This is a genomic window from Mesorhizobium sp. CNPSo 4688 (genome assembly GCF_057784295.1).
Genome location: NZ_JBWLUY010000001.1, coordinates 292,540 through 317,689, shown reverse-complemented (window position 1 = coordinate 317,689; position 25,150 = coordinate 292,540). Strand labels below are relative to the sequence as shown.

Annotated in this window: 28 protein-coding genes; 23 read left to right on the top strand and 5 right to left on the bottom strand. The window is 62.6% G+C overall.

What is annotated here, in order from left to right:
* Positions 1–17: 17 nt before the first annotated feature.
* Entirely contained in the window at positions 18–554 is a 537-nt protein-coding gene (locus AC04SH_RS01660; RefSeq protein ID WP_488573697.1) for a hypothetical protein, read from the bottom strand.
* Positions 555–640: 86 nt separating this feature from the next.
* Here AC04SH_RS01660 and AC04SH_RS01655 point away from each other — a divergent pair, with 86 nt between their 5' ends.
* Complete coding sequence (locus tag AC04SH_RS01655; protein WP_488573696.1) at positions 641–1,501, top strand: helix-turn-helix transcriptional regulator; 861 nt, start codon at positions 641–643, stop codon at positions 1,499–1,501.
* A 2-nt stretch (positions 1,502–1,503) separates the two neighbouring features.
* Here the strand turns inward: AC04SH_RS01655 and AC04SH_RS01650 are convergent, their stop codons facing one another.
* Both AC04SH_RS01650 and AC04SH_RS01645 read right to left on the bottom strand, forming a co-directional pair.
* Positions 1,504–1,641 (bottom strand): hypothetical protein, encoded by a 138-nt coding sequence (locus AC04SH_RS01650; protein WP_488573695.1) that lies wholly within the window; start codon positions 1,639–1,641, stop codon positions 1,504–1,506.
* Positions 1,638–3,326: a SulP family inorganic anion transporter gene (locus AC04SH_RS01645; RefSeq protein WP_488573694.1), complete on the bottom strand. Its 1,689-nt coding sequence runs from the start codon at positions 3,324–3,326 to the stop codon at positions 1,638–1,640. Before AC04SH_RS01645 ends, AC04SH_RS01650 begins: the two co-directional genes overlap by 4 nt.
* A gap of 211 nt (positions 3,327–3,537) precedes the next feature.
* On the opposite strand from AC04SH_RS01645, the gene gyrA reads away from it, so the two are divergent.
* Positions 3,538–6,336 (top strand): DNA gyrase subunit A, encoded by a 2,799-nt coding sequence (gene gyrA / locus AC04SH_RS01640; protein ID WP_488573693.1) that lies wholly within the window; start codon positions 3,538–3,540, stop codon positions 6,334–6,336.
* A 59-nt stretch (positions 6,337–6,395) separates the two neighbouring features.
* On the opposite strand, the gene AC04SH_RS01635 is transcribed toward gyrA, so the two are convergent.
* On the bottom strand, positions 6,396–6,542 hold the full coding sequence (locus AC04SH_RS01635; protein WP_352586861.1) for a hypothetical protein: 147 nt from the start codon (positions 6,540–6,542) through the stop codon (positions 6,396–6,398).
* Positions 6,543–6,733: 191 nt separating this feature from the next.
* Here AC04SH_RS01635 and coaD point away from each other — a divergent pair, with 191 nt between their 5' ends.
* The 8 genes from coaD (at position 6,734) to AC04SH_RS01595 (ending at position 12,123) form a co-directional block, all read left to right on the top strand.
* Positions 6,734–7,234: a pantetheine-phosphate adenylyltransferase gene (gene coaD, locus AC04SH_RS01630; protein WP_112561542.1), complete on the top strand. Its 501-nt coding sequence runs from the start codon at positions 6,734–6,736 to the stop codon at positions 7,232–7,234.
* A gap of 16 nt (positions 7,235–7,250) precedes the next feature.
* A complete protein-coding gene (locus AC04SH_RS01625; RefSeq protein WP_488573692.1) occupies positions 7,251–7,838 on the top strand; it encodes a peptidylprolyl isomerase in 588 nt (195 codons plus the stop codon).
* Between the two features lie 43 nt (positions 7,839–7,881).
* Positions 7,882–8,394 (top strand): peptidylprolyl isomerase, encoded by a 513-nt coding sequence (locus AC04SH_RS01620; protein ID WP_112561544.1) that lies wholly within the window; start codon positions 7,882–7,884, stop codon positions 8,392–8,394.
* Positions 8,395–8,406: 12 nt separating this feature from the next.
* A complete protein-coding gene (locus AC04SH_RS01615) occupies positions 8,407–8,856 on the top strand; it encodes a DMT family transporter (protein ID WP_488573691.1) in 450 nt (149 codons plus the stop codon).
* Positions 8,856–9,944, top strand: a complete 1,089-nt coding sequence (queA, locus tag AC04SH_RS01610; protein ID WP_488573690.1) for a tRNA preQ1(34) S-adenosylmethionine ribosyltransferase-isomerase QueA — start codon at positions 8,856–8,858, stop codon at positions 9,942–9,944. Before AC04SH_RS01615 ends, queA begins: the two co-directional genes overlap by 1 nt.
* Positions 9,934–10,203, top strand: a complete 270-nt coding sequence (locus AC04SH_RS01605) for a hypothetical protein (RefSeq protein ID WP_477232659.1) — start codon at positions 9,934–9,936, stop codon at positions 10,201–10,203. Before queA ends, AC04SH_RS01605 begins: the two co-directional genes overlap by 11 nt.
* The gene (gene tgt / locus AC04SH_RS01600; protein WP_488573689.1) at positions 10,196–11,326 is read left to right on the top strand and encodes a tRNA guanosine(34) transglycosylase Tgt; all 1,131 of its coding nucleotides are present in this window, start codon (positions 10,196–10,198) and stop codon (positions 11,324–11,326) included. The genes AC04SH_RS01605 and tgt overlap by 8 nt, the downstream gene beginning before the upstream one ends.
* 110 nt (positions 11,327–11,436) lie before the next feature.
* Positions 11,437–12,123 (top strand): SDR family NAD(P)-dependent oxidoreductase, encoded by a 687-nt coding sequence (locus AC04SH_RS01595; RefSeq protein WP_488573688.1) that lies wholly within the window; start codon positions 11,437–11,439, stop codon positions 12,121–12,123.
* An 11-nt stretch (positions 12,124–12,134) separates the two neighbouring features.
* On the opposite strand, the gene AC04SH_RS01590 is transcribed toward AC04SH_RS01595, so the two are convergent.
* Complete coding sequence (locus AC04SH_RS01590; protein ID WP_488573687.1) at positions 12,135–12,563, bottom strand: DUF4864 domain-containing protein; 429 nt, start codon at positions 12,561–12,563, stop codon at positions 12,135–12,137.
* Positions 12,564–12,758: 195 nt separating this feature from the next.
* On the opposite strand from AC04SH_RS01590, the gene AC04SH_RS01585 reads away from it, so the two are divergent.
* The 13 genes from AC04SH_RS01585 to AC04SH_RS01525 all read left to right on the top strand — a co-directional run bounded on the left by AC04SH_RS01585 (position 12,759) and on the right by AC04SH_RS01525 (position 25,150).
* Entirely contained in the window at positions 12,759–13,007 is a 249-nt protein-coding gene (locus AC04SH_RS01585; protein WP_488573686.1) for a thioredoxin domain-containing protein, read from the top strand.
* Positions 13,008–13,087: 80 nt separating this feature from the next.
* Positions 13,088–13,324 carry an Lrp/AsnC ligand binding domain-containing protein gene (locus AC04SH_RS01580; RefSeq protein WP_112561551.1) on the top strand — a complete coding sequence of 79 codons (237 nt, stop codon included), beginning with the start codon at positions 13,088–13,090 and terminating at the stop codon, positions 13,322–13,324.
* Positions 13,325–13,497: 173 nt separating this feature from the next.
* Positions 13,498–14,910 (top strand): circularly permuted type 2 ATP-grasp protein, encoded by a 1,413-nt coding sequence (locus AC04SH_RS01575; protein ID WP_162712104.1) that lies wholly within the window; start codon positions 13,498–13,500, stop codon positions 14,908–14,910.
* Between the two features lie 91 nt (positions 14,911–15,001).
* Positions 15,002–15,943, top strand: coding sequence for an alpha-E domain-containing protein (locus tag AC04SH_RS01570; protein ID WP_112561554.1), 942 nt, complete (start codon positions 15,002–15,004; stop codon positions 15,941–15,943).
* A gap of 85 nt (positions 15,944–16,028) precedes the next feature.
* Positions 16,029–16,823: a transglutaminase family protein gene (locus AC04SH_RS01565; RefSeq protein WP_488573685.1), complete on the top strand. Its 795-nt coding sequence runs from the start codon at positions 16,029–16,031 to the stop codon at positions 16,821–16,823.
* 32 nt (positions 16,824–16,855) lie between these two features.
* The gene (locus tag AC04SH_RS01560; protein ID WP_488573684.1) at positions 16,856–17,587 is read left to right on the top strand and encodes a proteasome-type protease; all 732 of its coding nucleotides are present in this window, start codon (positions 16,856–16,858) and stop codon (positions 17,585–17,587) included.
* A gap of 74 nt (positions 17,588–17,661) precedes the next feature.
* Entirely contained in the window at positions 17,662–19,071 is a 1,410-nt protein-coding gene (locus AC04SH_RS01555; RefSeq protein ID WP_488573683.1) for a pyridoxal phosphate-dependent decarboxylase family protein, read from the top strand.
* Between the two features lie 60 nt (positions 19,072–19,131).
* Positions 19,132–19,536: a hypothetical protein gene (locus AC04SH_RS01550; protein ID WP_488573682.1), complete on the top strand. Its 405-nt coding sequence runs from the start codon at positions 19,132–19,134 to the stop codon at positions 19,534–19,536.
* Between the two features lie 117 nt (positions 19,537–19,653).
* Positions 19,654–20,421 carry a DeoR/GlpR family DNA-binding transcription regulator gene (locus AC04SH_RS01545; protein ID WP_477232653.1) on the top strand — a complete coding sequence of 256 codons (768 nt, stop codon included), beginning with the start codon at positions 19,654–19,656 and terminating at the stop codon, positions 20,419–20,421.
* 127 nt (positions 20,422–20,548) lie between these two features.
* Positions 20,549–22,075 carry a glycerol-3-phosphate dehydrogenase gene (gene glpD / locus AC04SH_RS01540; RefSeq protein ID WP_488573681.1) on the top strand — a complete coding sequence of 509 codons (1,527 nt, stop codon included), beginning with the start codon at positions 20,549–20,551 and terminating at the stop codon, positions 22,073–22,075.
* Positions 22,076–22,113: 38 nt separating this feature from the next.
* Complete coding sequence (locus AC04SH_RS01535; protein WP_192253782.1) at positions 22,114–23,193, top strand: ABC transporter ATP-binding protein; 1,080 nt, start codon at positions 22,114–22,116, stop codon at positions 23,191–23,193.
* Positions 23,194–23,203: 10 nt separating this feature from the next.
* On the top strand, positions 23,204–24,283 hold the full coding sequence (locus tag AC04SH_RS01530) for an ABC transporter ATP-binding protein (RefSeq protein WP_488573680.1): 1,080 nt from the start codon (positions 23,204–23,206) through the stop codon (positions 24,281–24,283).
* The gene (locus tag AC04SH_RS01525) at positions 24,284–25,150 is read left to right on the top strand and encodes a carbohydrate ABC transporter permease (RefSeq protein WP_454574966.1); all 867 of its coding nucleotides are present in this window, start codon (positions 24,284–24,286) and stop codon (positions 25,148–25,150) included. It abuts the gene before it with no gap.

The window sequence follows — 25,150 nt, the reverse complement described above, 5'->3', positions numbered from 1 at the left end:
TACAATATGTTGCGCTGTCAGCTTTGGACGACACGGCGCGCCAGGAACTCGACTTCGAGCCGCCACGTCCTGCCATCGTTATGCGAACGCTCTCCCAGCCAGCGGAAACTGTCCTTGGTGATCCGCGAAAAACTCCAGCGGACCGAGGAACCGGTGCCGTCTGCACCGACCTGCACGATCGTGTCGCCTTCGGCACGACCGAGCTGACGGCTGCAATACTGGTTGCGCGGATCGCTCCAGAAGATGTGCCAGGCGTCCGCGCCGGGATCATAGGCCCGCAGCGTTGTGCCATAGAAAGTCCATTTGCCGAGCGAGGGCGAAGGGCCAGCGTCGCGCGCGGGCAGGATCCACACATCCTGGATCGCCTTGCCTTCCAGGACCCAGCCGAAATGCACCTCGCCGCGCCCGGTCAAAACCGTGCCGTCCTCGAGGTGGCGCGTGGCATCGAATGTCCAGGCGCCGACGAAACGGCCGTAGAGGTCGAGCTTCTCAGCCAGATCGCGATTAGGGCCATCGCTGTGCAGCGCTTGGCTGAAAGAATATGAATTGGTCATGTTGCTGCCTTCGTGGTGTCAGGAGGCTGCAAGCGATAGGCCGGGGCAGGGTGTTGCGCTTGGGAAAAATTGCTATCTTTCAAGCCATGACGACGAGCGAACAAAAACTGGCGTCGGGGCCGGACTGGTATGTGTCCGACGTGGTGTGCACCGCAGGCGCCGGCGATCGCCCGTTCGAGGAAGAGCACCGTGGTGTCTGCATTGCCGCAGTCACCAGCGGCAGCTTCCGCTACCGCACCAGCCAGGGCACCGCCATGCTGGCGCCAGGTGCCGTCCTGCTCGGCAATGTCGGCGCCTGCTATGAATGCGGGCACGAGCACGGCGCCGGCGACCGCTGCCTGTCCTTCCACTTCGCTCCCGCCTATCTCGACCGGATTGCCAACGACGTGGCTGGCGCCAAGAAGCTGACGTTCGGGGTGTCGCATCTGCCGCCCTTGCCGGCGCTGGCGTCGCTGCTGGCCGAGGCCGAAGCGGCGCGCGAGACGGCCGATACCGACGCCTTCGAGGAGCTTGGCCTGCGCATAGCCGGCACAGCCCTTACTGTCGCCAGCGAGGCCGCGCCTGCCGCTCGCCCACCGAGCCGCCGTGACCAGAAACGGGTTGCCGAAGCGGTCCGGCAGATCGAACTCAATGCCAACCGGCCGGTCTCGCTTTCCGAGCTTGCCGGCTCGACGGCGACCAGCCCCTATCACTTCCTGCGCACCTTCCGGCAGGTCGCCGGCATGACGCCTTACCAGTTCCTGCTCAGAACCCGGATGCACCGCGCGGCGGTGCGGCTGCGCATGTCGGATGAGCCCATCTCGGCAATTGCTTTCGAGGCCGGCTTCAACGACCTGTCCACATTCAATCGCCGTTTCCGGCGCGTCATGGGCGAGACGCCGGGAGACTATCGCGCGCGCCGGTCAGGCAGCGCCTCGCCGTCACGGTCAGCGTTTGCAGCCTTCTGACCTCAGTCCGAGGTCGGCCCGCACCAGCCCGGCAGATAGTCCGCGTCCTTGCCCTTGGCCAGGACCAGCGGTTGCTTCATCGTGGGCCGCAGCTCCTCCACGGCGACAGGCTTCAGCAAAGGCTCGCGCTCGGTCGTCATGGTGCCTCGTCCTGTTGTCCGACAAGTTGCCTGTCTGACGCCAAGGCCTTGATGGCGGCGTCGACGCTGTGAAAAATCCGCTCTTTGCCGACCATGTCGGCGATACCGAAACGCGCCAGTGCCGCCTGGGCACGCAGTGATTCCAGCCGTGCGATGGCAAAGACAGCACCGGCCTTGCGGCAGTGGTCGACGGTTTCGATCAGCGCCTGTGCGGCGGTATAGTCGATCTCGGCGATGTTGCTGGCTTCGAGCACGACCAGTTTCACACTGTCGCCCCGGGCGTCGATCAGTTTGCAGACGCCGCGCTTGAAGCTTTCGGCATTGACGAAGGACAGCGGCGCCTGGAAAGCCGCGACCAGCACGCCGGGGAGCTGCTCGCCGGCCGACGGCGTGCTCGGCGGCCACCACACCGAGGTGCCGGGCACCTGTTCCAGCTCGATCGCCTGCGTGCGTGTCGCGCTCCAGAGACCATGCAGCAACGACAGGCCGATGCCGATCGCGACGCCGGTTTCGATCGGCAACACGACGATCGCCGTCATGGTGACCAGGATCAGCAGGAATTCGACCGGCGCCTGCCGGTAGACACTGGCAAACACCTTCCAGCGCAAAATGTACTGGGCAACGAACATCAGCACGCCGGCAAGGGCGGCCTGCGGGACATCGGCAAGCAGGCCGCCGCCAAAGGCGCCCAGCGCCAGCACGATTGCCGCGGCAATCAGGCCTGAAAACTGCGAACGGCCGCCCGACTGGGCGGCGATTGCGGTGCGCGGCGGGCTGGCATTGACCGCGAAGGCGCCGAACAGGCCGGACAGGATGCTGCCGGCACCGACGCCGACAAAATCGCGGTTGACGTCGTCGCCGGCAAAGGAGCGGCTGGTGGCCGCCGTCTGCACCATGACGACGATGGCGATCAGCAGCGCCAGCGGCAGCAGCGCCTGGGCATCGCTAAGGCTGACCGTCGGCAGGCCCGCCTGCGGCAGGCCGTTGGGCAAGGCGCCAAGCACCTCGACGCCGCGTGCCTTCAGATCGAAGACAGCAACCGCCAGCGTCGCCAGCACCATGCCGATCAAGGCGCCGGGGATGCGGGCGCTGATGCGTTCGGCGGCGAACACAATGGCAAAGACGCCAAGGCCGAGCGTCAGGCTCCACGGGTTGGTCAGATGCAGGTTGGCGGCGATCTCACCGACGCGGCGCAGCGTTTCACCGCTTTCGGGCGGCAGGCCGAGCAGTCCGGGCAGTTGCGAAACGATGATATGGACCGAAATGCCGGCCAGAAAACCGGTGGTGACCGGCACCGACAGAAGGTCGGCGATCCAGCCGAGCCGGAGTATGCCGCTCAAACCCACCAGCAAACCGACCATCAGCGCCAGCATCGCCGCCAGCGCCAGATAATGCGCCGAGCCGGCAACGGCGATGAGTGCGAGGCCGCCGGCAAAAAGCGGTGTGATGGTCGAATCCGCGCCGGTCGACAGATGGCGGTTGGCGCCGAACAGGGCAAAGCCCAGCGATCCCGCGACAAAGGCGAAGAAGCCGATCTCGGGCGCAAAGCCGCCAAGCCGCGCCGTCGCCATCTGTTCGGGAATGGCGATTGCCGCCAGCGTCAGCCCTGCGGCCAGATCGCCATTGAGATCCCCGGGCCGCCAACCGCTCAGCGCTCGCAAAGGCAGCCACCGGGTCCAGTTCATCGTGATCGAGGCTCCCGGCCGGGGAAAACGGTCCACCGCAGGCTTTTGCTCTGGCGGCGGCGAAATACGCTTTTGCCAAATCGTCGCAATCAGCGGTATCCATTTGAAATTACCACCGAAATTGTCTTTGGAAAAGTGCTGGGAACATTGGAGTTTCGAGCGGGCTTCCTATATAAGCGGTCAGTGATTCCTGATTAGATTGTGATCCAATTTGACCGACCAAAAGACACCGCGCGGCGCCGACGGCGGCCCCACCGGCATCGAGCCGATCTCCATCATCGAGGAGATGCAGAGCTCCTACCTCTCCTACGCCATGAGCGTGATCGTCAGCCGTGCGCTGCCGGACGTTCGCGACGGCCTGAAGCCGGTGCATCGGCGCATTCTCTATGCCGCGCATGAGAGCGGCTACCACTGGAACCGCAAATATGTGAAGTCGGCCCGCCCGGTCGCCGACGTGATGGGTAAATACCATCCGCATGGTGATGCCTCGATCTATGACGCCTTGGTGCGCATGGCGCAGGACTGGTCGCTGCGCGTGCCGCTGATCGACGGCCAAGGCAATTTCGGCTCCATCGACGGCGATCCGCCGGCGGCGATGCGCTACACCGAATCGCGCCTGACCAAGGTCGCGCATGAACTGCTTGAGGACATCGACAAGGAAACCGTCGATTTCCAGGAGACCTATGATGCCTCCGACACCGAGCCGAAGGTGTTGCCGGCTCGCTTCCCCAACCTTCTGGTCAACGGTTCCGGCGGCATTGCCGTCGGCATGGCCACCAACATTCCGCCGCACAATCTGGCCGAAGTCTGCAACGGCGCCATCGCCATCATCGACAATCCGGCGATCGACCTGCCGGCACTGATGGAGATCATTCCAGGGCCCGATTTCCCGACCGGCGGCATCGTGCTTGGCCGTTCCGGCATCTACAGCGCCTACGCGACCGGTCGCGGCTCCATCGTCATGCGCGGCAAGGTCAATGTCGAACAGCGCGGCAACGACCGTGAATCGATCATCATCACCGAAGTCCCGTACCAGGTGAACAAGGCCTCGATGATCGAGAAAATGGCCGAGCTGGTGCGCGACAAGCGCATCGAGGGCATTTCCGACATCCGCGACGAGAGCGACCGCCAGGGCTACCGCGTCGTCATCGAACTGAAACGCGACGCTGTCGCCGACGTCATCCTCAACCAGCTTTACCGCTTCACACCGCTGCAGACGTCCTTCGGCGCCAATATGGTAGCGCTGAACGGCGGCAAGCCGGAAGTGATGACGCTGACCGACATGCTGAAGGCATTTGTCGGCTTCCGCGAAGAGGTGATTAGCCGGCGAACTAAATTCTTGCTGCGAAAGGCGCGCGACCGCGCCCACGTCCTGGTCGGTCTCGCCATTGCCGTCGCCAACATCGACGAAGTGATCAAGCTGATCCGCACCGCGCCCGATCCGCAGACGGCGCGCGAGCAGTTGATGGAGCGGCGCTGGCCCTCCGGCGATGTCGAGTCGCTGATCCTTTTGATCGACGATCCGCGCCATCGCATCAACGAGGACGGCACCTACAATCTGTCCGAGGAACAAGCCCGCGCCATCCTCGAACTGCGCCTGCAGCGCCTGACCGCGCTCGGCCGCGACGAGATCGCCGACGAGTTGAACACGATCGGCGCCGAAATCGTTGATTACCTTGATATTTTGTCGTCCCGCGCGCGCATCCAGCAGATCGTCAAGGACGAGCTCGCCGCCGTGCGCGACGAGTTCGGCACGCCACGCCGCACAGAGCTCACCGACGGCGGCGCCGACATGGAAGACGAGGACCTGATCCAGCGCGAGGACATGGTCGTCACCGTCAGTCATTCTGGCTACATCAAGCGCGTGCCGCTGTCGCTCTACCGGGCACAGCGCCGCGGCGGCAAGGGCCGCTCCGGCATGTCGACCAAGGAAGAGGATTTCGTCACCCGGCTGTTCGTCGCCAACACGCACACGCCGGTGCTGTTCTTCTCCTCGCGTGGCATTGTCTACAAGGAAAAGGTCTGGCGGCTGCCGATCGGCAACCCGCAGTCGCGCGGCAAGGCGCTGATCAACATGCTGCCGCTGGAGCAGGGCGAGCGCATCACCACCATCATGCCGCTGCCCGAGGACGAGACCAGTTGGGGCGAGCTCGATGTGATGTTCGCCACCACGCGCGGCACCGTGCGGCGCAACAAGCTGTCCGACTTCGTCCAGGTCAACCGCAACGGCAAGATCGCCATGAAGCTGGAGGAGGAAGGCGACGAGATCCTCGGCGTCGAGACCTGCACCGACAATGACGACGTGCTTTTGACGGCGAATTCGGGCCAGTGCATCCGTTTCTCCGTCGGCGACGTGCGCGTCTTCCAGAGCCGAAATTCGGTCGGCGTGCGCGGCATAAGCATGGCCGAGACCGACCGCATTATTTCCATGTCGGTGATCGAGCATGTCGATGCTTCACCGGCGGAGCGCGCCGCTTACCTCAAGCGGGCGGCGGCGGAGCGGCGGCTCGAGACGGCCGGCGAGGAAGAAGAGATCGCGCTGACCAATGAGGAGATCGGCGAGGAGGCGGAGCTTTCCGACGACCGCTACGAGTTCCTCAAGGCGCATGAGCAGTATGTGCTGACGGTAACCGAATATGGCTACGGCAAGCGCTCGTCGTCCTATGATTTCCGCCTGACAGGGCGCGGCGGCAAGGGCATCCGCGCCACCGACGTGTCGAAAACGGCAGAGATCGGCCAGCTGGTGGCGACCTTCCCTGTCGGCAATGACGACCAGATCATGCTGGTTTCGGACGGCGGCACGGTCATCCGGGTGCCGGTCAACGGCATCCGCTTCGCCAGCCGCGCCACCAAGGGCGTGACCATCTTCAACACCGCCGAAGGCGAGAAGGTGGTTTCGGTCGAGCGGATATCGGAACCGCAGTCTGACGAGGATGTCGAAGAGAGCGGCGAGGGTGCGGCCGAGGGTGGTCCGGATACTGCGGATGCCGCACCCGACAGCGCCGAATAGGCTCAGACACAACAACGCCGACCCGATGGGCCGGCGCGATCAAGACTTAGCCGGTAAGATTAGTGGTGACGGTGTGGCCAGCGAGCGCCAAAGCCTTCGAAGCGCTTGGTCCGGACACGGATACGCTCTGCCTCCTGATGCAGCCCGAATGCGGTAGCAATCAGCATGGCGACGGTCATTGCGGTGGCGAGCATGTAGATCAGCATTTGCGTGTTCTCCTGCGCCTAACAACGGTTAGATGGGGTTTTGGTTTCATCTTCTGAAGTGCAAACTAGTGAACGCTGCGTGAAGTCTTCGTGATCAAGGCATTCATCTGTCGTTCATGTCTGCGAAAAGGTTCACGCAGATGTTCCCAATCGCATTTGCCTTCCGTTCAATGCCCCGCTAGAAGCCTGCCATGACCGAACGCACCGCCCTTTATGCCGGCTCCTTCGACCCGCTGACCAACGGACATCTCGATGTCCTGAAGGCATCGCTGGCTGTCGCCGACACGGTTTATGCGGCGATCGGCACCCATCCCGGCAAGACGCCGCTGTTTTCCTTCGAGGAACGGGTGAAGCTGATCGAGGCCGCGACCAAGGCCGAATTCGGCCGTGACGGCGGCCGCATCAAGGTCGTCGCCTTCGACGGGCTGGTCATCGACGCTGCACGCAAGCACGGCGCCTCGATCATGATCCGCGGCCTGCGCGACGGCACCGATCTCGACTACGAGATGCAGATGGCCGGCATGAACGAGACCATGGCGCCGGAGCTTCAGACGGTTTTTCTGCCCGCCAGCCCGTCAGTCAGAACCATTACCGCCACACTTGTGCGCCAGATAGCTTCGATGGGCGGCGACATCCGACCCTTCGTGCCGGCCGCGGTTGCCGGCGCCCTCACCGCAAAGTTCAAGAAATAATCCTTCGGAGATCCCTATGCAGCTGAAGAAGCTCGCCTCGTTCCTCGTCGTGCTTGCCGGTCTGGTCACCGCATCGGTGTCGGGCTATGCCGCCGATCCGGAAAACACCATGATCATCACGCTCAAGGACGGTGACGTCACCATCGCGCTGCGGCCCGACCTGGCGCCCAAGCATGTCGCGCAGATCAAGAAGCTGGTGCGCGAAGGCGCTTACGACAATGTCGCCTTCCACCGCGTCATCGACGGCTTCATGGCGCAGACCGGCGACGTCAAGTTCGGCAATATGAAGAAGGGGTTCAGCCCGGAAGCAGTCGGCACCGGTGGTTCAGATTTGCCCGACCTGCCGGCCGAATTCTCGCAGAGCGAGCATTACAAGCGCGGCACGCTCGGCATGGCCCGCTCGCAGGATCCGAACTCCGCCAATTCGCAGTTCTTCATCATGTTCGCGCCGGCGCCGAACCTCGACGGCCAGTACACCATCGTCGGCAATGTCGTCAGCGGCATGGAATTGGTCGATCACATCAAGAAGGGCGACGAGGCCGACAATGGCACCGTCAGCAACCCAGACCGCATGATCAAAGTGCGCATCGCCGCAGACAAGTAGTCTATCAAATCAATCTGTTTTTCTGAGATAAAGGATATCCGACATGGCTGAGATCAAGGACCGCGAAAACGCGCTCATCATGGAAACGACCAAGGGCAACGTCGTCATCGAACTGTTTCCCGATCTGGCCCCTGGCCACGTCGCCCGCATCAAGGAGCTGGCGCGCGAAGGCGCCTACGACGGCGTGGTCTTCCACCGCGTCATCGAAGGTTTCATGGCGCAGACCGGCGACGTCAAGTTCGGCAATTCGAGCAAGCCCTCGTTTGCGCCATCGCGCGCGGGCATGGGCGGCTCGGAAAAGCCGGACCTGAAGGCCGAGTTTTCCAACGCCAACCACGGCCGCGGCACCTGCTCGATGGCTCGTTCGCAGAACCCGAACTCGGCCAATTCGCAATTCTTCATCTGCTTCGACGATGCCGCCTTCCTCAACCGCCAGTACACGGTCTGGGGCCAGGTCATCGAAGGCATGGACAATGTCGACAAAATCAAGCGCGGCGAGCCGGTGGTCGATCCCGACAAGATCGTGTCGCTGAAGGTCGCGGCCGACGTCAAGTAAGGACTGATATCGATGATGGGCGTCGTCTGGTCGCTGCTCGGCATCCTGTCCGGCGCCTTCATCGCCATTCAGGCGCCGATCAATTCGCAGCTGGCGCGCGGCCTGGGGCTCCCGGTCGCGGCCGCGGCGTTTTCGTTCCTGTCCGGCGCGATCGTGCTCGGCATCATCTCCGTGGTGGTGGTGAAGTCGAACGACATCTCGCTCGACTGGAAGGCGCCGGCACCGTGGCTGTTCATCGCCGGCGGCATGCTCGGCGGTTTCTACGTCACGCTGTCGACCATTCTGACGCCGCGCATCGGTGCGGCCGCCCTGATGGCGTTCCTGGTTGCCGGCCAGCTCTTGGCCGGCATGCTGATCGACCGCGTCGGCTTCCTCGGCGTGGCGGTGCGCGAGATCTCACTCGGCCGCGTCGCCGGCGCGGTGCTGCTCTTGGCCGGAGCGCTGCTCGTCCGGCTTTACTGATGCGCGTCGACCTCTTCGACTTCGACCTGCCGGAGGAGCGCATCGCGCTTCGCCCGGCCGAGCCGCGCGACAGCGCCAAGATGCTGGTGGTCAGGCCGGGCGAAGACCTTTCGGACCGCTCCGTGCGCGACCTGCCGTCCCTGCTCAAAGCCGGCGACGTGTTGGTCTTCAACGACACCAAGGTCATTCCGGCGCAGCTGAGAGGCATCAGGCGGCGCGGCGAAGCGCAGGCGCAGGTCGAGGCGACGCTGCACATGCGCATGGCGCCGGACCGCTGGCTGGCCTTCATGCGGCCGGGCAAGCGCATCGCTGCCGGCGACCGCATTCATTTCGGCCATGACGGCAATTCCTGCTTCCTTGGCCAGCTCGACGCCACGGTGATCGAGAAGGGCGAGGCTGGCGAGGCGCTGCTCGGCTTCGACCTGTCCGGGCCGTTCCTCGACGAGGCCCTCCACGCCGTCGGCCATATTCCATTGCCGCCTTATATCGCTTCCAAGCGCGACGACGATGAGCGCGACCTGACCGACTATCAGACCATCTATGCCAGGGAGGAGGGCGCGGTTGCCGCGCCAACCGCCGGCCTGCATTTCACGCCGGAGCTGTTTGCCGCGCTAGACGCCAAAGGCATCGAACGCCGCTTCGTCACGCTGCATGTCGGCGCCGGCACCTTCCTGCCGGTCAAGGCTGACGATACCGCCGATCACAAGATGCATGCGGAGACCGGTTCAGTCAGCGAGGCGACCGCCGCGGCGCTCAATGCCGCGAAGGCGAGGGGCGGGCGCATCATCGCCGTCGGCACCACCTCGTTGCGCCTGCTGGAGAGCGCGGCAAAGCCCGACGGTACGCTCGCCGCATGGTCCGGCCCGACCGATATTTTCATCACACCCGGCTATCGGTTCAAGACTGCCGACCTGCTGATGACGAACTTCCATCTGCCGCGCTCGACGCTGTTCATGCTGGTTTCGGCCTTCAGTGGCCTCGACACGATGCGGACCGCCTATGCGCATGCCATCGACACCAGCTACAGATTCTACTCCTACGGAGACGCAAGCCTGCTTTATCGAGCGGAGATGAGCGATGGACGATGACCTGCAAGCCCTTGACCGAGAAAGCCTGATTGCCGAAGTGAAAAAATTGCGTGCCGGCATCCGCGCGCACCGCGACACGACGGGCCATGATCTGTGCTGGCATCATCCCGATCTGTGGGATCTGTTGCCGGAAAAGACCGAGCCGGCGATCGCGGTGCCGCCCTGGCCCAAATTCATGCGTGGCTGCATCCAGTACCGCCAGTCGCTCGACAGACAGGCGCCAGACGCACCTGTCCATGACAAGGAATTCAATGGCTAAGCCGTTTACTTTCAAGGTCCTCGCAACCGACGGCAAGGCGCGGCGCGGTGTCATCGACATGCCGCGCGGCGAAATCCGCACGCCTGCCTTCATGCCGGTCGGCACCGGCGGCACCGTCAAGACCATGTATATGGACCAGGTGCGCGGCGTCGGCGCCGACATCATCCTGGGCAACACCTACCATCTGATGCTGCGGCCCGGCGCCGAGCGCGTGGCAAGGCTCGGCGGCCTGCATGAGTTCGCTCGCTGGCCGCATCCGATCCTGACCGACAGCGGCGGTTTTCAGGTGATGTCTCTGTCGAAGCTGCGAAAATTGACCGAAAAGGGCGTTACCTTCCGCTCGCATATTGACGGCGCGCCTTACGAGATGTCGCCGGAGCGCTCGATCGAGATCCAGGGGCTGCTCGATTCCGACATCCAGATGCAGCTCGACGAATGCACCGCGCTACCGGCCGATGTGAAGGAGATCGAGCGCGCGATGGAACTGTCGCTGCGCTGGGCGGAGCGCTGCAAGATGGCGTTCGGCGACCAGCCGGGCAAGGCGATGTTCGGCATCGTGCAGGGCGGCGACAACGCAGCGCTCAGGGTGCGCTCGGCGCAGACGCTGAGCACTATGGAGCTGAAGGGTTACGCTGTCGGCGGCCTCGCCGTCGGCGAGCCGCAGGCGGTGATGCTGGAGATGCTCGACATCACCTGTCCGGAACTGCCTGACAATAAGCCTAGATATCTCATGGGCGTCGGCACGCCGGACGATATCGTCAAATCGGTGGCGCGCGGCATCGACATGTTCGACTGCGTGATGCCGACCCGCGCCGGTCGCCACGGTCTCGCCTACACCAGGCGCGGCAAGGTCAATCTGAGAAATGCGCGCCATGCCGACGATCCGCGCCCGCTGGACGAGGAAAGCGACTGCCCGGCCGCACGCGATTATTCACGCGCCTATCTGCATCATCTCGTGCGCTCGCAGGAGGCGCTGGGGGCGATGCTGCTGACCTGGAACAACCTGTCCTACTATCAGAAGCTGATGCAGGACATTCGCGGCGCGATCGAGGCCGGCGCCTTCGAGGCGCGCGCGGCGGAGATTTCCGAGGGCTGGGCGAGGGGCGATATCTCTACCCTTTGAACAAATCAACGCCACCTGACGATGATTGACGGATCCATTGTCCGGGCGCAGATTCCGGTTGGGGTCAGGCCATGACTGTCACATACGAACTTGGCGGCAAGACCGCGATCGTGACTGGCGGCGCACGAGGCATCGGCAAGGCCATTGCGGCGCAGTTGTTGAACTCCGGTGTCGAGGTCTGGATATGGGATGCCGATCCGACACCTGTCGACGGCGCGCATTGCCAGACGGTCGATGTGACAAAGGCTCACCAAATCAAAGACGCCTTGGCCGAGGTCGTCGCAGACAACAGCCGGATCGACATTCTTATCAACAATGCAGGCTATTTAGGCGACTATCGTGGGTTCGAGGCATTCGATCCGATCGAGTGGCAACGCATCATCGGTGTCAACCTGATCGGCATTTTCGAGGTTACGCATCAGGTTCTGCCGATCATGCGCAAGGCCGGTAGGGGCCGGATCATCAATATGGGGTCCCTGGCAGGCAAGGAGGGGCTGCCGAATCTGGCCGCCTATTCAGCGGCAAGTGCAGGCGTCATTGCCTTTACGAAAGCCTTGTCGCGGGAGACCTGCGATACCGACATTCGGGTGAATTGCGTGGCACCGGGGCCGATCGATACCGAGTTGATCAGGCGCCTTGGAAACGATGTCGTAGACGACATGATAGATGCCAGCCCGCTCAAGCGCCTTGGCTCGGTGGATGAAGTGGCGGCACTGGTGCTTTGGCTTTGTTCCGACGCCAGCGCATTCAACACCGGAGCCGTGTTCGACATGTCGGGCGGCAGGGCACGCTACTGAGGCTTTGTGCGTCAGGTGCTCAGTGAATTCGACGCCCGCAGGCTGCAGCCGGTGATCTGGAAACTGCCGTCGGGCTGCTGCTGCAGCGTATAGACCGCCTCGTAGTCCTTGCCGTCGGGACCGACGATGAGCACCTGCTGGATGATCGAGCCTGGGCCGGTCTGCTCGACCTTGCCGAAGGAATAGCTTTGTGGCTGGCGCACCGGCGCGTAGCCATTGGTCACCATGTTCATGAAGGCGTCGACGGTCGGGAAAATCTGCTTCACGTTTGGAGCAGCGTAGCTGTAGGCCTTCGCGCCATCGTTTGCGATGAGCGCCTTCAGCTGACCATCGATGACGGTCTGGCCGGCCTTGATTTCGGCATCGCCGGCAAGGGCTGCCGAGATGAACAGGGAAGACGCGAACAGCAATGAAACGACTGCGAATGCGATACGGCGCATGGCCTGCCTCCATTGTCTCCCGACAAATCGCTGTCTGAAGACACATCATACCATACGCTTGGCGCTGCCTCACGGTTTCAGCAACCGCAGTAATTCGCCACGCAAGTGCCACAAGATCATGCTTAAGCATCCTTTAAGGCGGGGCGCGCATCGTAGGGGACGGGTGGGACCCGTTCGCGCAACCAGGGACGAACCATGTCTAAGCAGCCGATTGACCGGCGCCTTTTGCTGAAGGGCGCGGCTAGCTTTGATGTGGCGATGGTGCGTGCCGATCTCGCCATCCGTGAACCCGACATTGACGCTGCCCTTTTGCGCACCGATACACAGGCAACCGCGTTTAAACTGCGTGGCACTCCCGCTTTGGTCATCGGTGGCAGCCTCTACCGGCGCGGCATGCCGGTGTCCGAACTTAGACAAGCCGTTGCCAAGGCGCATTCGGCCTGAATGCTTGAAAGCCGGGCGGCAGTCTGCGAGAAGGGCCGCCATGGGCGCAAGATGCGCGTTTCAACGTGGCAGGACCGGCAATGAAGACGTTTTTCGTGCAGATAAAGTGCGACCTGGGCAAGTCCTATGAGGTCGCCAGCGCGCTCGCCGACGCCGAGATCGCCTCGGAAATCTACTCGACCGCCGGCAATTACGACCTGCTCGCCAAATTCTATGTCGACGACGAGGAAGATGTTGGCCACTTCGTCAACGAGAAGGTGCAGCATCTTCCCGGAATCAAGGACACCTTCACGGTCGTCACTTTCCGCGCTTTCTAAAGCCGCATCAGGCACTTGCCCGGCGAGGAGGCAAAGCCTGATTACGCCCCTGTTTTGACTGCCCTAATTTTGGGCAGTCGTAACATACTGATCGCCGATATCCTCCAAATCATCGATTGCGCTTGATTTTCTCCCGCGACGCCAGTGAAATGGCGTCACAGGGGAGTATGCGATTGGCAGCGTTCGATGAAATGCTTCCGGAAGTTTCCGGATTGAGAAAACCGTATACGGCTTACGACCGCTGGCTGAAGGAGCAGGACCCGGCCAGGCTTACCGAAAAGATGCAGGACGCCGAGCGCGTCTTCCGCAAGACCGGCATCACCTTCGCCGTCTATGGCGAGCAGGAAGCTTCCGAGCGGCTGATCCCCTTCGATATCGTTCCGCGCATCATCTCCGGCAATGAATGGCGAAGGCTGACGCAAGGCATCGAGCAGCGCGTCCAGGCGCTGAATGCTTTCCTCGACGACATCTACCATCGCCAGGAAATCCTGCGCGCCGGCCGTGTGCCCAGGGAGCTCATCGCCAGGAACGAGGCCTTCCTGCCGGAAATGATTGGCGTGCGGCCGCCGGCCGGCGTCTACACCCACATTATCGGCGTCGATATCGTCCGCATCTCTGAGAACGAGTTCTACGTGCTGGAGGACAATGCGCGCACGCCGTCGGGCGTCTCCTACATGCTGGAGAACCGCGAGACGATGATGCAGCTCTTCCCCGAGCTGTTCCAGCAGATCAAGGTGCGGCCGGTCGAGAACTATCCGCAGCTGCTGCGCCAGTCGCTGGCAGCGGTCCGGCCGCAAAGCACCAAGGGCGCGCCGACCATCGCCGTGCTGACGCCGGGCAGCTTCAACTCCGCCTATTTCGAGCACGCCTTCCTTGCCGACCAGATGGGCGTGCAGCTGGTCGAAGGCCAGGATCTGCGCGTCGTCGACGGCCATGTCGCCATGCGCACCACCGAGGGCTACAAGCAGATCGACGTGCTCTACCGGCGTGTCGACGATTCGTTCCTCGACCCGCTGACCTTTAGGCCGGACTCGGCGCTTGGCGTGCCCGGCATCATGGATGTCTACCGCGCCGGCAACATCACCATCGCCAATGCGCCGGGAACCGGCATTGCCGACGACAAGGCGATCTATTCCTACATGCCCGAGATCGTCGAGTTCTACACCGGCCGCAAGGCGATCCTCGGCAACATCCCGACCTGGCGCTGCTCGGAGCCCGACAGCCTGAAATATGTGCTCGAGCACATCCATGAGCTGGTCATCAAGGAAGTGCACGGTTCCGGCGGCTACGGCATGCTGGTCGGCCCGGCGGCGACCAAGAAGGAATGCCAGGACTTCGCCAAGAAGCTGCAGGCCAAACCTTCCAACTACATCGCCCAGCCGACGCTGGCGCTGTCGACCTGTCCGATCCTGACAGAAAAAGGCTTGTCGCCGCGCCATGTCGACTTGCGCCCCTACGTGCTGGTCTCCGACCGCATCCAGATCGTGCCCGGCGGCTTGACGCGGGTGGCGCTCAAAGAAGGGTCGCTGGTGGTCAACTCCTCGCAGGGCGGCGGCACCAAGGATACGTGGGTACTCGATGACTGAGCTGGGCAGGGGGACGCAGCAATCATGAAAAGCATTCTTCCCTATTCGCTACTCGCTATTCGCTATTCGCTCGACATCGGGGCACGCTGATATGCTTTTGGGCCGCACCGCCAACGGGCTCTACTGGATGAACCGCTATATCGAGCGGGCGGAAAACATGGCGCGTCTGGTCGATGCCGGCCTGCGCATGGCGCTGACCCGTACCCAGAGCGCTTCGGAAGAGTGGAATTCGGTGCTGCTCAGCGCCGGCTCCGACGTCACCTTCACGCAGAAATACCAAGACTATACCGCCGCCAATGTCGCCGACTTCCTGCTGCGCGACACCTCGAACCCGTCGAGCACGATGTCGGCGATCGAGACCGCACGCAACAATGCCCGCATGGTGCGCACCGCGCTGACACGCGAAACCTGGGAAAGCATCAACGAGGCCTGGATGGCGTTGAAGCGGATGCTGGCAAAGCCGATCGACGAGCGCGACCTGCCGAGCGTGCTCGACGCCATCAAGCGCGAGACGGCGCTTATCCGCGGCTGTTTTTACGGCACCATGCTGCGCAACGAGATCTTCGACTTCTCGCAGCTCGGCACCTATGTCGAACGCGCCGACAACACGGCGCGCATCCTCGACGTGAAATACTACGTGTTGTTGCCGTCGATCTCCTGGGTTGGCTCGACGCTGGACAATTACCAGTGGGAGTCGATCCTGCGCTCGGTGTCGGCGCACCGTTCCTACCGCTGGGTCTATGAGGCCGACTACAAGCCGACCAACATTGCCGACTATCTGATCCTCAACGTGCGCATGCCGCGCTCGCTGACCTTCTGCTATCGTTTTCTCGCCGAGCACCTGAAATTCCTCGGCGACGATTATGGCGAACGCCATGCCTGCCACGCCACGGTCGACAGGACCCAGGCGATGCTGCGGGCAGGGTCGATCAAGGACATATTCGACGCCGGCCTGCACGAATTCCTGGCCAGGTTCATCCAGGACAACACCAAGCTCGGCGATGAGATCGCCCAGGATTACCGGTTCAATTGAGCATGACCCCGAACCGGAGGACCGCGTTAGCGAAAAGTGGGACCCGGTTTTCGGATAAGGTCATGCTCAAAACGGAAGACAAGTTATGAGATTGAAAATCACCCACCGGACGGAATACCGCTACGACGCGCCGGTACACTATCTGCTGCAGCGACTGCGGCTGTTGCCGGTCAGTGGCCCGACGCAGACCGTGCTGTCCTGGGCGCTGAAGATCGAAGGTGCGCGCGAAGAAGTGCGCTTCAGCGACCATTTCGGCAACGATAACAGGCTCTTGAGCGTCGATGGCGAGCGCGACTTCATCACCGTCGAGGCCTCCGGCGAGGTTGTCACGCGTGACACAGCGGGTGTTTCCGGCCCGCATCACGGCTTTGCGCCGCTCTGGCTGTTCAGCCAGGAGACCGCTTTGACCACCCCCGGCGACGGCATCCGCGAGCTTGCCGCGGCGGTCGGCAAAGGCACCGACATAGAGAGGCTGCATCGCTTGATGGCGCTGATCGTCGAGCGCGTCGCCTACACGCCGGGCACCACCAGCGTGACGACGCCGGCCGAAGAAGCGTTGGCGCTGAAGACCGGCGTCTGCCAGGACCACAGCCATATCTTTGTCGCCGCGGCCCGCGCCATGGGCTTTCCGGCCCGTTATGTCAGCGGCTATCTGATGATGGGTGCGGCCATCGAACAGGCGGCAAGCCATGCCTGGGCCGAAGTCCATGTCCAGGGTCTCGGCTGGGTCGCCTTCGACGCCGCCAATGGCATTTCCCCTGACGAGCGCTATGTCAGGGTGGCCACCGGCCGCGATTATCGCGATGCCTCGCCGGTGTCGGGAATTCGACTGGGACAGGCGGAGGAACAGCTTGCGGTCACCGTCACGGTAGAGCAGTAGTTCTCGGCAAGATTGCTGCCTGAAGAGATTCCATGACTTATTGCGTCGGCCTCAAGATCGATCGTGGGCTCGTGTTCATGTCGGACACGCGCACCAATGCCGGCATGGATTCGATCTCGACCTTCAAGAAGATGCATGTCTGGGAAGAGCCGGGCGAGCGCGTCATCGTGCTGATGTCGGCCGGCAATCTGGCGACGACGCAGGCTGTCATCAGCCTGCTCGACGAGCGCAACAAGGCGATCGGCGAACGCCATGCGACGCTGCTCGAAACCCCGTCCATGTACCAGACGGTGCGGCTGGTCGGCGACACCGTCAAGGAAGTCATCGCTCAGTCGTCACCGGCCGGCGAAAAGGCGGATTCCTATTTCAACGCCTCCTTCATCCTCGGCGGCCAGATCAAGGGCAGCGCGCCGCGCCTGTTCATGATCTATCCCGAGGGCAATTTCATCGAATCGACCGACGACACGCCGTTCTTCCAGATCGGCGAGACCAAATACGGCAAGCCGATCATCATCCGCGCCTATGAAAGGACGATGAGCCTGGCCGAAACGGTGAAGCTGCTTCTGGTCTCCTTCGATTCGACGCTGAAGTCGAACCTGTCCGTCGGCCTGCCGCTCGACCTGCTGTTCCTGGAGAAGGATGCTTTCAAGGTCGGGCTGAAGAAGCGGATAGGCCAGGACGACCAGTACTATCGCACCATCTCGGACGGCTGGTCGAACGCGCTGAAGGCGGCCTTTGCCAGCCTGCCTGATTTCCCGGGTTAGATTGCCTTGCCGGCGCTCTTGCGTGGCGCTTGCCGCGGCGATCGACGCTGCTTGGCCCAAGTCTGGAGACCAGAATGAACAACGATGATTTCCGGCAATGGTCGAGGCACGCCGCCGATTGGGGAGTCGATTACCGTTCATCGCTGCGGGAAAGACCGGTGCGGCCGCTGGTCGAGCCGGGTGAGATCTTTCGCAGCATAGAGGCGTCGCCGCCGGAAGCGGCTGAGCCGATGGAGCGAATTTTCGCCGATTTCGAAGACAAGATCGTGCCGGGGATGACGCACTGGCAGCATCCGCGCTTCTTCGCCTATTTCCCGGCCAATGCCGCACCTGTCTCGGTGGTGGCCGAATATCTTGTCTCGGCGATGGCCGCGCAATGCATGCTGTGGCAGACCTCGCCGGCCGCGACCGAACTCGAAACGCGTATTGTCGATTGGATGCGCCAGGCGCTCGGCCTGCCTGAGGGCTTTTCCGGCGTCATCCAGGATTCGGCCTCGTCGGCGACGCTGGCCGCCGTGCTGACGATGCGCGAGCGGGCGCTCGACTGGCAGGGCAACAAGCAGGGCCTTGCCGGGCAGAAGCAGCCGCGCATCTATTCTTCCGATCAGGTCCACACCTCGATCGACCGCGCGATCTGGGTGTCGGGCATCGGCGAGGACAATCTGGTCCGCATTCCGGTCACCGGTCGCTTTCGCGCCATGGATACGGGGGCGCTCGAGGCGGCAATCGTCGCGGACCGTGAGGCCGGCATGTTGCCCGCCGGCATCATCGCCAGTGTCGGCGGTACCAGCACCGGTGGCACCGACAATGTCGCCGCCGTCGCCGCCGTGGCCAGGCGCCACGGGCTCTATCTGCATGTCGATGCCGCCTGGGCCGGATCGGCGATGATCTGCCCGGAATTCCGCCATTTCTGGGCCGGCGCAGAGCTCGCCGATTCCATCGTCTTCAACCCGCATAAGTGGCTTGGCGCGCAATTTGACTGCTCGATGCAGTTCATCCGCCAGCCCGAGGATCTGGTCCGCACTTTGGCGATCAAGCCCGAATTCCTGAAGACGCATGGCCGCGACGGCATCATCAATTATTCCGAATGGTCGGTGCCGCTTGGCCGCCGCTTCCGCGCTTTGAAACTGTGGTTCCTGCTGCGCGCGCACGGACTGGAAGCGCTGCGCACCAAGATCCGCAACAATGTCGCCTGGAGCGAGGCCCTTGCGGCGCGGCTGGCGAACGAGCCGGATTTCGAGATCGTCACCGAGCCAATGCTGTCACTGTTTTCATTCCGCCATAAGGCCACCGGCGATGCCGACGACCACAATCTGCGCCTGGTCAATGCCATCAACGACGATGGCCGCCTCTATCTGACGCAGACGCGGGTCGATGGACGCGTCGCCATTCGTTTCCAGGTCGGACAGTTCGAGACGACTGCAGAAGACGTCGATACCGCCTTCACCGTCATTTGCGACTGTGCAAGATCCCTGAGTGATTGACAGGATTGTCCGGGCGGTTTCCCGCCACCGAGTAGCCAGCAACGAATTGCGAGCAAGCATATGGCCGGACAGGGCGAAGAGGCGAGCCGGAATCTGACGGGCGTCTGGAACGGGCGCTATTTCTATCCGCGCGAGCTGGCGCCGGTCTCGTTTGTCGCGACGCTGATCGAGACGGCAACCCGATTGACGGGGGCGACCCACGAACCGGCCGGCCCGGCGACCGGCACAGTGAGATACGCAACCCTGCAGGGGCAGCGCAACGGCAACGCCGTCTCCTTCGTCAAAACATACGACAATGCCGGACCGAACGTGGATCCGATCCACTACAGCGGCATTCTGAACGGCGATGCCACGGAGATCGCGGGCACCTGGCGCATCCTGGGAAACTGGTCCGGCAAATTCCTGATGATCCGCTCGGCGGGCAAAGTCGCTGGCGTCGCCCGCAAGGTGGCGGAGCGGGTCTGAGCTGTATCTGCCTGGTTCGCCTTTGCAATCACCGATATTTCATTAGCCGGCTTATCCCTTTTCATTGCTTTCGTTTTGAGCTACAAACAAGAAAAACGAAAACGGGAGGTTTTCTCAGTGTATCTGTCGCCGCGCCATGCCGAAATCATCCAGATGGCCAAAGACCATGGCCGCGTGCTGGTCGACGATCTGGCCACGCATTTCAACGTGACGCCGCAGACCATCCGCAAGGACCTCAACGATCTCTGCGACCAGCGGCTGCTGTCGCGCATCCATGGCGGGGCGTTGTTCCCGTCCGGCATCGAGAACATGGAGTATGAGGCGCGCCGCAAGATCGCGGCCGACGAGAAGGAGGCGATCGGCCGCGCGGCGGCCAGGCTGATTCCCGACCACGCCTCGTTGTTCATCAATATCGGCACCACGACCGAGTCGGTCAGCAAGGCGCTGCTCGACCATACCGGGCTCATGGTCATCACCAATAATATCAATGTTGCCAACAGGATGCGCATTTATCCTTCGATCGAGGTGGTGATCGCCGGCGGCGTCGTGCGCGGCTCCGACGGCGGTGTGGTCGGCGAGGCGGCGGTCGATTTCATCAGGCAGTTCAAGGTCGACTATGCCGTCATCGGCGCCTCGGCCATCGACCACGACGGCGCGTTGCTCGATTTCGACTTTCGCGAAGTGAAAGTGGCGCAAGCCATCATCGCCAATGCCAGGCATGTCATCCTGGTTTCCGACCAGACCAAGTTCGAGCGCACCGCGCCGGTGCGCATCGGCCATCTGTCCCAGGTCAACACCTTCATCACCGACCGTTGCGACATCCCGTCGGTGCGCAAGATCTGCGAGGAAGCGGAGGTTCAATTGATCGAAACGTCGCTCGGCTAGCGGCTTTCGGGGCCCCTATTACGTGGCCGTGATATTTCGTTTGACATTCGTTATCATTTCGAAATAATTCCGCCACGGTTTCGCAAAACACCAAAAATGCTGCAATGCGAAATCGCTGGAGGAATTCTTGGACGCATCTCCGATCCATGACATCTTTGTCATTGGCGGCGGTATCAACGGCTGCGGCATTGCCCGCGATGCGGTTGGCCGCGGCTTCTCGGTGTTTCTCGCCGAGATGAACGACCTGGCCAGCGGGACCTCCTCCGGTTCGACCAAGCTGATCCATGGCGGCCTGCGCTACCTCGAATTCTACGAATTCCGGCTGGTGCGCGAGGCGCTGATGGAGCGCGAGGTTCTGTGGAAGAACGCGCCGCACATCATCTGGCCGATGCGCTTCGTGCTGCCCTATGCCAAGGGCCTGCGCCCGGCCTGGCTGATCCGGCTCGGCCTCTTTCTCTACGACCATATTGGCGGCCGCAAATTGCTGCCGGCGACCCGCACGCTCGACATGGCCAAGGACCCTGCCGGCAAGCCGCTGAAGCCGTTGTTTCACAAGGCGTTCGAATATTCGGATGGCTGGGTCAACGATGCCCGTCTGGTGGCGTTGAACGCGCGTGACGCCGCCGACCGCGGCGCCACCATCCGCACCCGCACGAAAGTCGTCGCAGCAAGGCGCGAAGGCGATATCTGGGCAATCCGCCTGGAGGATCTGGCGACCGGAACGACCGAGGAGGTCAAGGCCCGGCTGCTGGTCAATGCCGCCGGCCCGTGGGTCGACCACGTGCTGTCGACCACTGTCGGCCAGAACGACGTGCACAATGTCCGCCTGGTGCAGGGCAGCCACATCGTCATCAAGAAGAAGTTTGACGATCCGCGCGCGTACTTCTTCCAGAACAAGGATGGGCGCATCATCTTCGCCATTCCCTATGAAGAAGAGTTCACGCTGATCGGCACCACCGATCGCGATTATCCCGGCGATCCGCATGACGTGAAGATCAGCGACACCGAGATCGACTATCTCTGCGCGGCGGCGAGCGAATATTTTGCCAAGCCCGTGACGCGCCCGGACATCGTCTGGACCTATTCGGCGGTGCGCCCGCTCTATGATGACGGCGCCTCGAAGGCGCAGGAAGCGACCCGCGACTATGTGCTGAAGGCCGATGGCGGCGAGGGCAAGGCGCCGATCGTCAATGCTTTCGGCGGCAAGATCACCACCTATCGTCGGCTGTCGGAATCGATGCTGGAAAGGATAGAGGGATTTCTCGGCAAACGCGGCAAGCCATGGACAGCGAATGCGTCCTTGCCGGGCGGCGATTTCCCGGCTACCGGGTTCGACGCGCAGGTGGCGAAGCTGAAGAGCGCCTATCCTTTCCTCGACCAGCGCCTGGCGCGCCGACTGACCAGGCTTTACGGCACGCGCGCGCAAGTGCTGCTCGGCCTCGCCAAGTCGAATGCCGATCTCGGCCGCAATTTCGGCGCCGATCTCTATGAGGCCGAGGTGCGCTACCTCTGCGAAAACGAATGGGCGCTGACCGCCGAAGATGTATTGTGGCGTCGCACCAAGCGCGGCCTGCATTTCAGCCGCGAGCAGGTCTCGGCCCTTGACGAATTCATGCGCGGCATCAGCCAGCGCCATGTCGTGGCAGCGGAATAGGGAAGGCGAGTGATGCACAAAGCCTGGGAGGAGGCATCATGCTGGAACTGAGAAACGTGACGAAGACGGTCGGTGCGGCGGAGCATATCCGCGACGTCTCGCTGACGCTTCAGCACGGCTCGCTCAATGTCCTGCTCGGGCCGACGCTGTCGGGCAAGACCAGCCTGATGCGGCTGATGGCCGGGCTCGATGTGCCGACCTCCGGTTCGGTCTGGTTCGACGGCCAGAATGTCACCGGCATGCCGGTGCAGCAGCGCAAGATCGCCATGGTCTACCAGCAGTTCATCAATTACCCCGCGATGACGGTCTATGAGAACATCGCTTCGCCGTTGCGCGTCGCCGGCACCGATCAGGCCAAGATCGACAAGGAAGTCCGCAACGCGGCAGCGCTCCTGAAGCTGACGCCCTATCTCGACCGCACGCCGCTCAGCCTGTCCGGCGGCCAGCAGCAGCGCACCGCACTTGCCCGCGCCATCGTCAAGAATGCCAGCCTGGTCCTGCTCGACGAGCCGCTCGCCAATCTCGATTACAAATTGCGCGAGGAGTTGCGCGCCGAGCTGCCGAAGATCTTCGCCGCCGCCGGCACCATTTTCGTCTATGCCACGACTGAGCCGCACGAAGCGTTGCTGCTCGGCGGCAACACGGCGACGCTGTCCGAGGGACGCATCACCCAGTTCGGCCCGACCATCGACGTCTTCCGCAAGCCGATCGACCTGGTGACGGCAAGGACCTTTGCCGATCCGCCGCTCAACACCATCGTGCTGGCCAAGAAAGGCCCGGATTTCCTGCTCGAAGGCGGCGTCAAGCTGCCGGTGCCGGCCGAGCTTTCCGGCATTGCCGACGCCAACTATACGATCGGTTTCCAGCCGCATCATCTCTCGCTCGAGCGGCCCAACGCCGCCGCCGTGCCGGTGCGTGCCAAGGTGACGATCACCGAGATCACCGGTTCGGAAAGCTTCATCCATCTCGATTTCGCCGACGCGCGCTGGGTCATGCTGACCCATGGTATCAGGGATTTCGAGCCCGACGCAGAGATCGAGGTGTTCATCGATCCGCGCCACATCATGGTCTTCGACAGCAACGGCAGCGCCGTCGCCGCATCGAAGCTGGCGGCTTGAGGGGGAAGCGATGGCGCGCATCGACGTCAACCATGTCCGGCACTCCTACCTGCCCAACCCGCAGAAGGACGCCGATTTCGCTCTCAGGGAAGTGCACCACACTTTCGAGGATGGCGGCGCCTATGCGCTGCTCGGGCCGTCCGGCTGCGGCAAGACCACGCTGCTCAACATCATTTCGGGGCTGCTGCATCCTTCGCACGGAAAGCTGCTGTTCAACGGCAAGGACGTCACCAATCTGTCGACGCAGGAGCGCAACATCGCGCAGGTGTTCCAGTTCCCGGTCATCTACGACACCATGACCGTCTACGACAATCTAGCGTTCCCGCTGCGCAACCGCGGCGTGCCGGAAGCCGACGTCGACCGCAAGGTGCGCGAGACGCTGGAGATGATCGATCTGGCGTCATGGGCGAAGAAGAAGGCGAGGGGCCTGACCGCCGACCAGAAGCAGAAGATTTCGCTCGGCCGCGGCCTGGTGCGCTCCGATGTCAACGCCATCCTGTTCGACGAGCCGCTGACCGTCATCGACCCGCATATGAAGTGGGTGCTGCGCTCGCAGTTGAAGCAGCTGCACCGCCGCTTCGGCTATACCATGGTCTATGTCACCCATGACCAGACCGAGGCGCTGACCTTCGCCGACCAGGTGGTCGTCATGTATGATGGCGGCATCGTCCAGATTGGCACGCCGGCCGAATTGTTCGAGCGCCCGCGCCACACTTTTGTCGGCTATTTCATCGGCTCGCCCGGCATGAACGTCATGCCGGTGGCGATCGAGGGCAAGACCGCGACCATCGGCAGCCAGCGCATCGAGCTGCCCGGCGCGCCAAAAACCGGCCCAAACACCGGCAATGGCGCCATCGAACTCGGCATCCGCCCCGAATATGTCAGGCTCGGCCGCGACGGCATGGCGGTGAAGATCAGCAAGGTCGAGGATCTCGGCCGCCACAAGGTGGTGCGCGCCAGCTTCGAAGGCCGCGAGATCGCGGCCGTCATCGGCGAGGATGAGAGCGTTCCGGCCGAACCGAAGGTGCGCTTCGATCCGGCCGGCATCAACATCTATGCCGATTCCTGGCGCGTCGAGATGGGGGCATAGATGGAAAAGACCTGGAACAACAAGGCCTGGTTCCTTGTCCTGCCGGTGCTGGTGCTGGTGGCGTTCTCGGCCGTCATCCCGTTGATGACCGTCGTCAACTATTCGGTGCAGGACACGTTCGGCAACAATCAGTTCTTCTGGGCCGGCACCGAATGGTTCGAGGAGCTGCTGTCATCCGACCGCTTCTGGGAAGCGATGGTGCGCAACCTGATCTTCTCCTTCATCATCCTCGCCATCGAAGTGCCGCTCGGCATCTTCATCGCGCTCAACATGCCGAAGAAAGGCTGGGGCGTTCCGGTCTGTCTGGTGCTGATGGCGCTGCCGCTCTTGATCCCGTGGAACGTGGTCGGCACCATCTGGCAGGTGTTCGGCCGCAACGACATCGGTTTGCTCGGCTATTACGTCAATGCGCTCGGCATCGACTACAACTACGTCCAGGACCCGTACGACGCCTGGGTCACCATCATCATCATGGATGTCTGGCACTGGACCAGCCTTGTCGTGCTGCTTTGCTATGCCGGCCTGGTCTCGATTCCGGACGCCTTCTACCAGGCGGCCAAGATCGACGGCGCTTCGCGCTGGGCGGTGTTCCGCTACATCCAGCTGCCGAAGATGCAGCGCGTGCTGCTCATCGCCGTGCTGTTGCGCTTCATGGACTCATTCATGATCTACACCGAGCCCTTCGTCGTCACCGGCGGCGGCCCCGGCAATTCGACGACCTTCCTGTCGATCGACCTCGTCAAGACCGCGCTCGGCCAGTTCGACCTGGGTCCGGCGGCGGCGATGTCGCTGGTCTACTTCCTGATCATCCTGTTGTTGTCGTGGGTGTTCTACACCGTGATGACCAACTACGACGCGGAGCGCTGA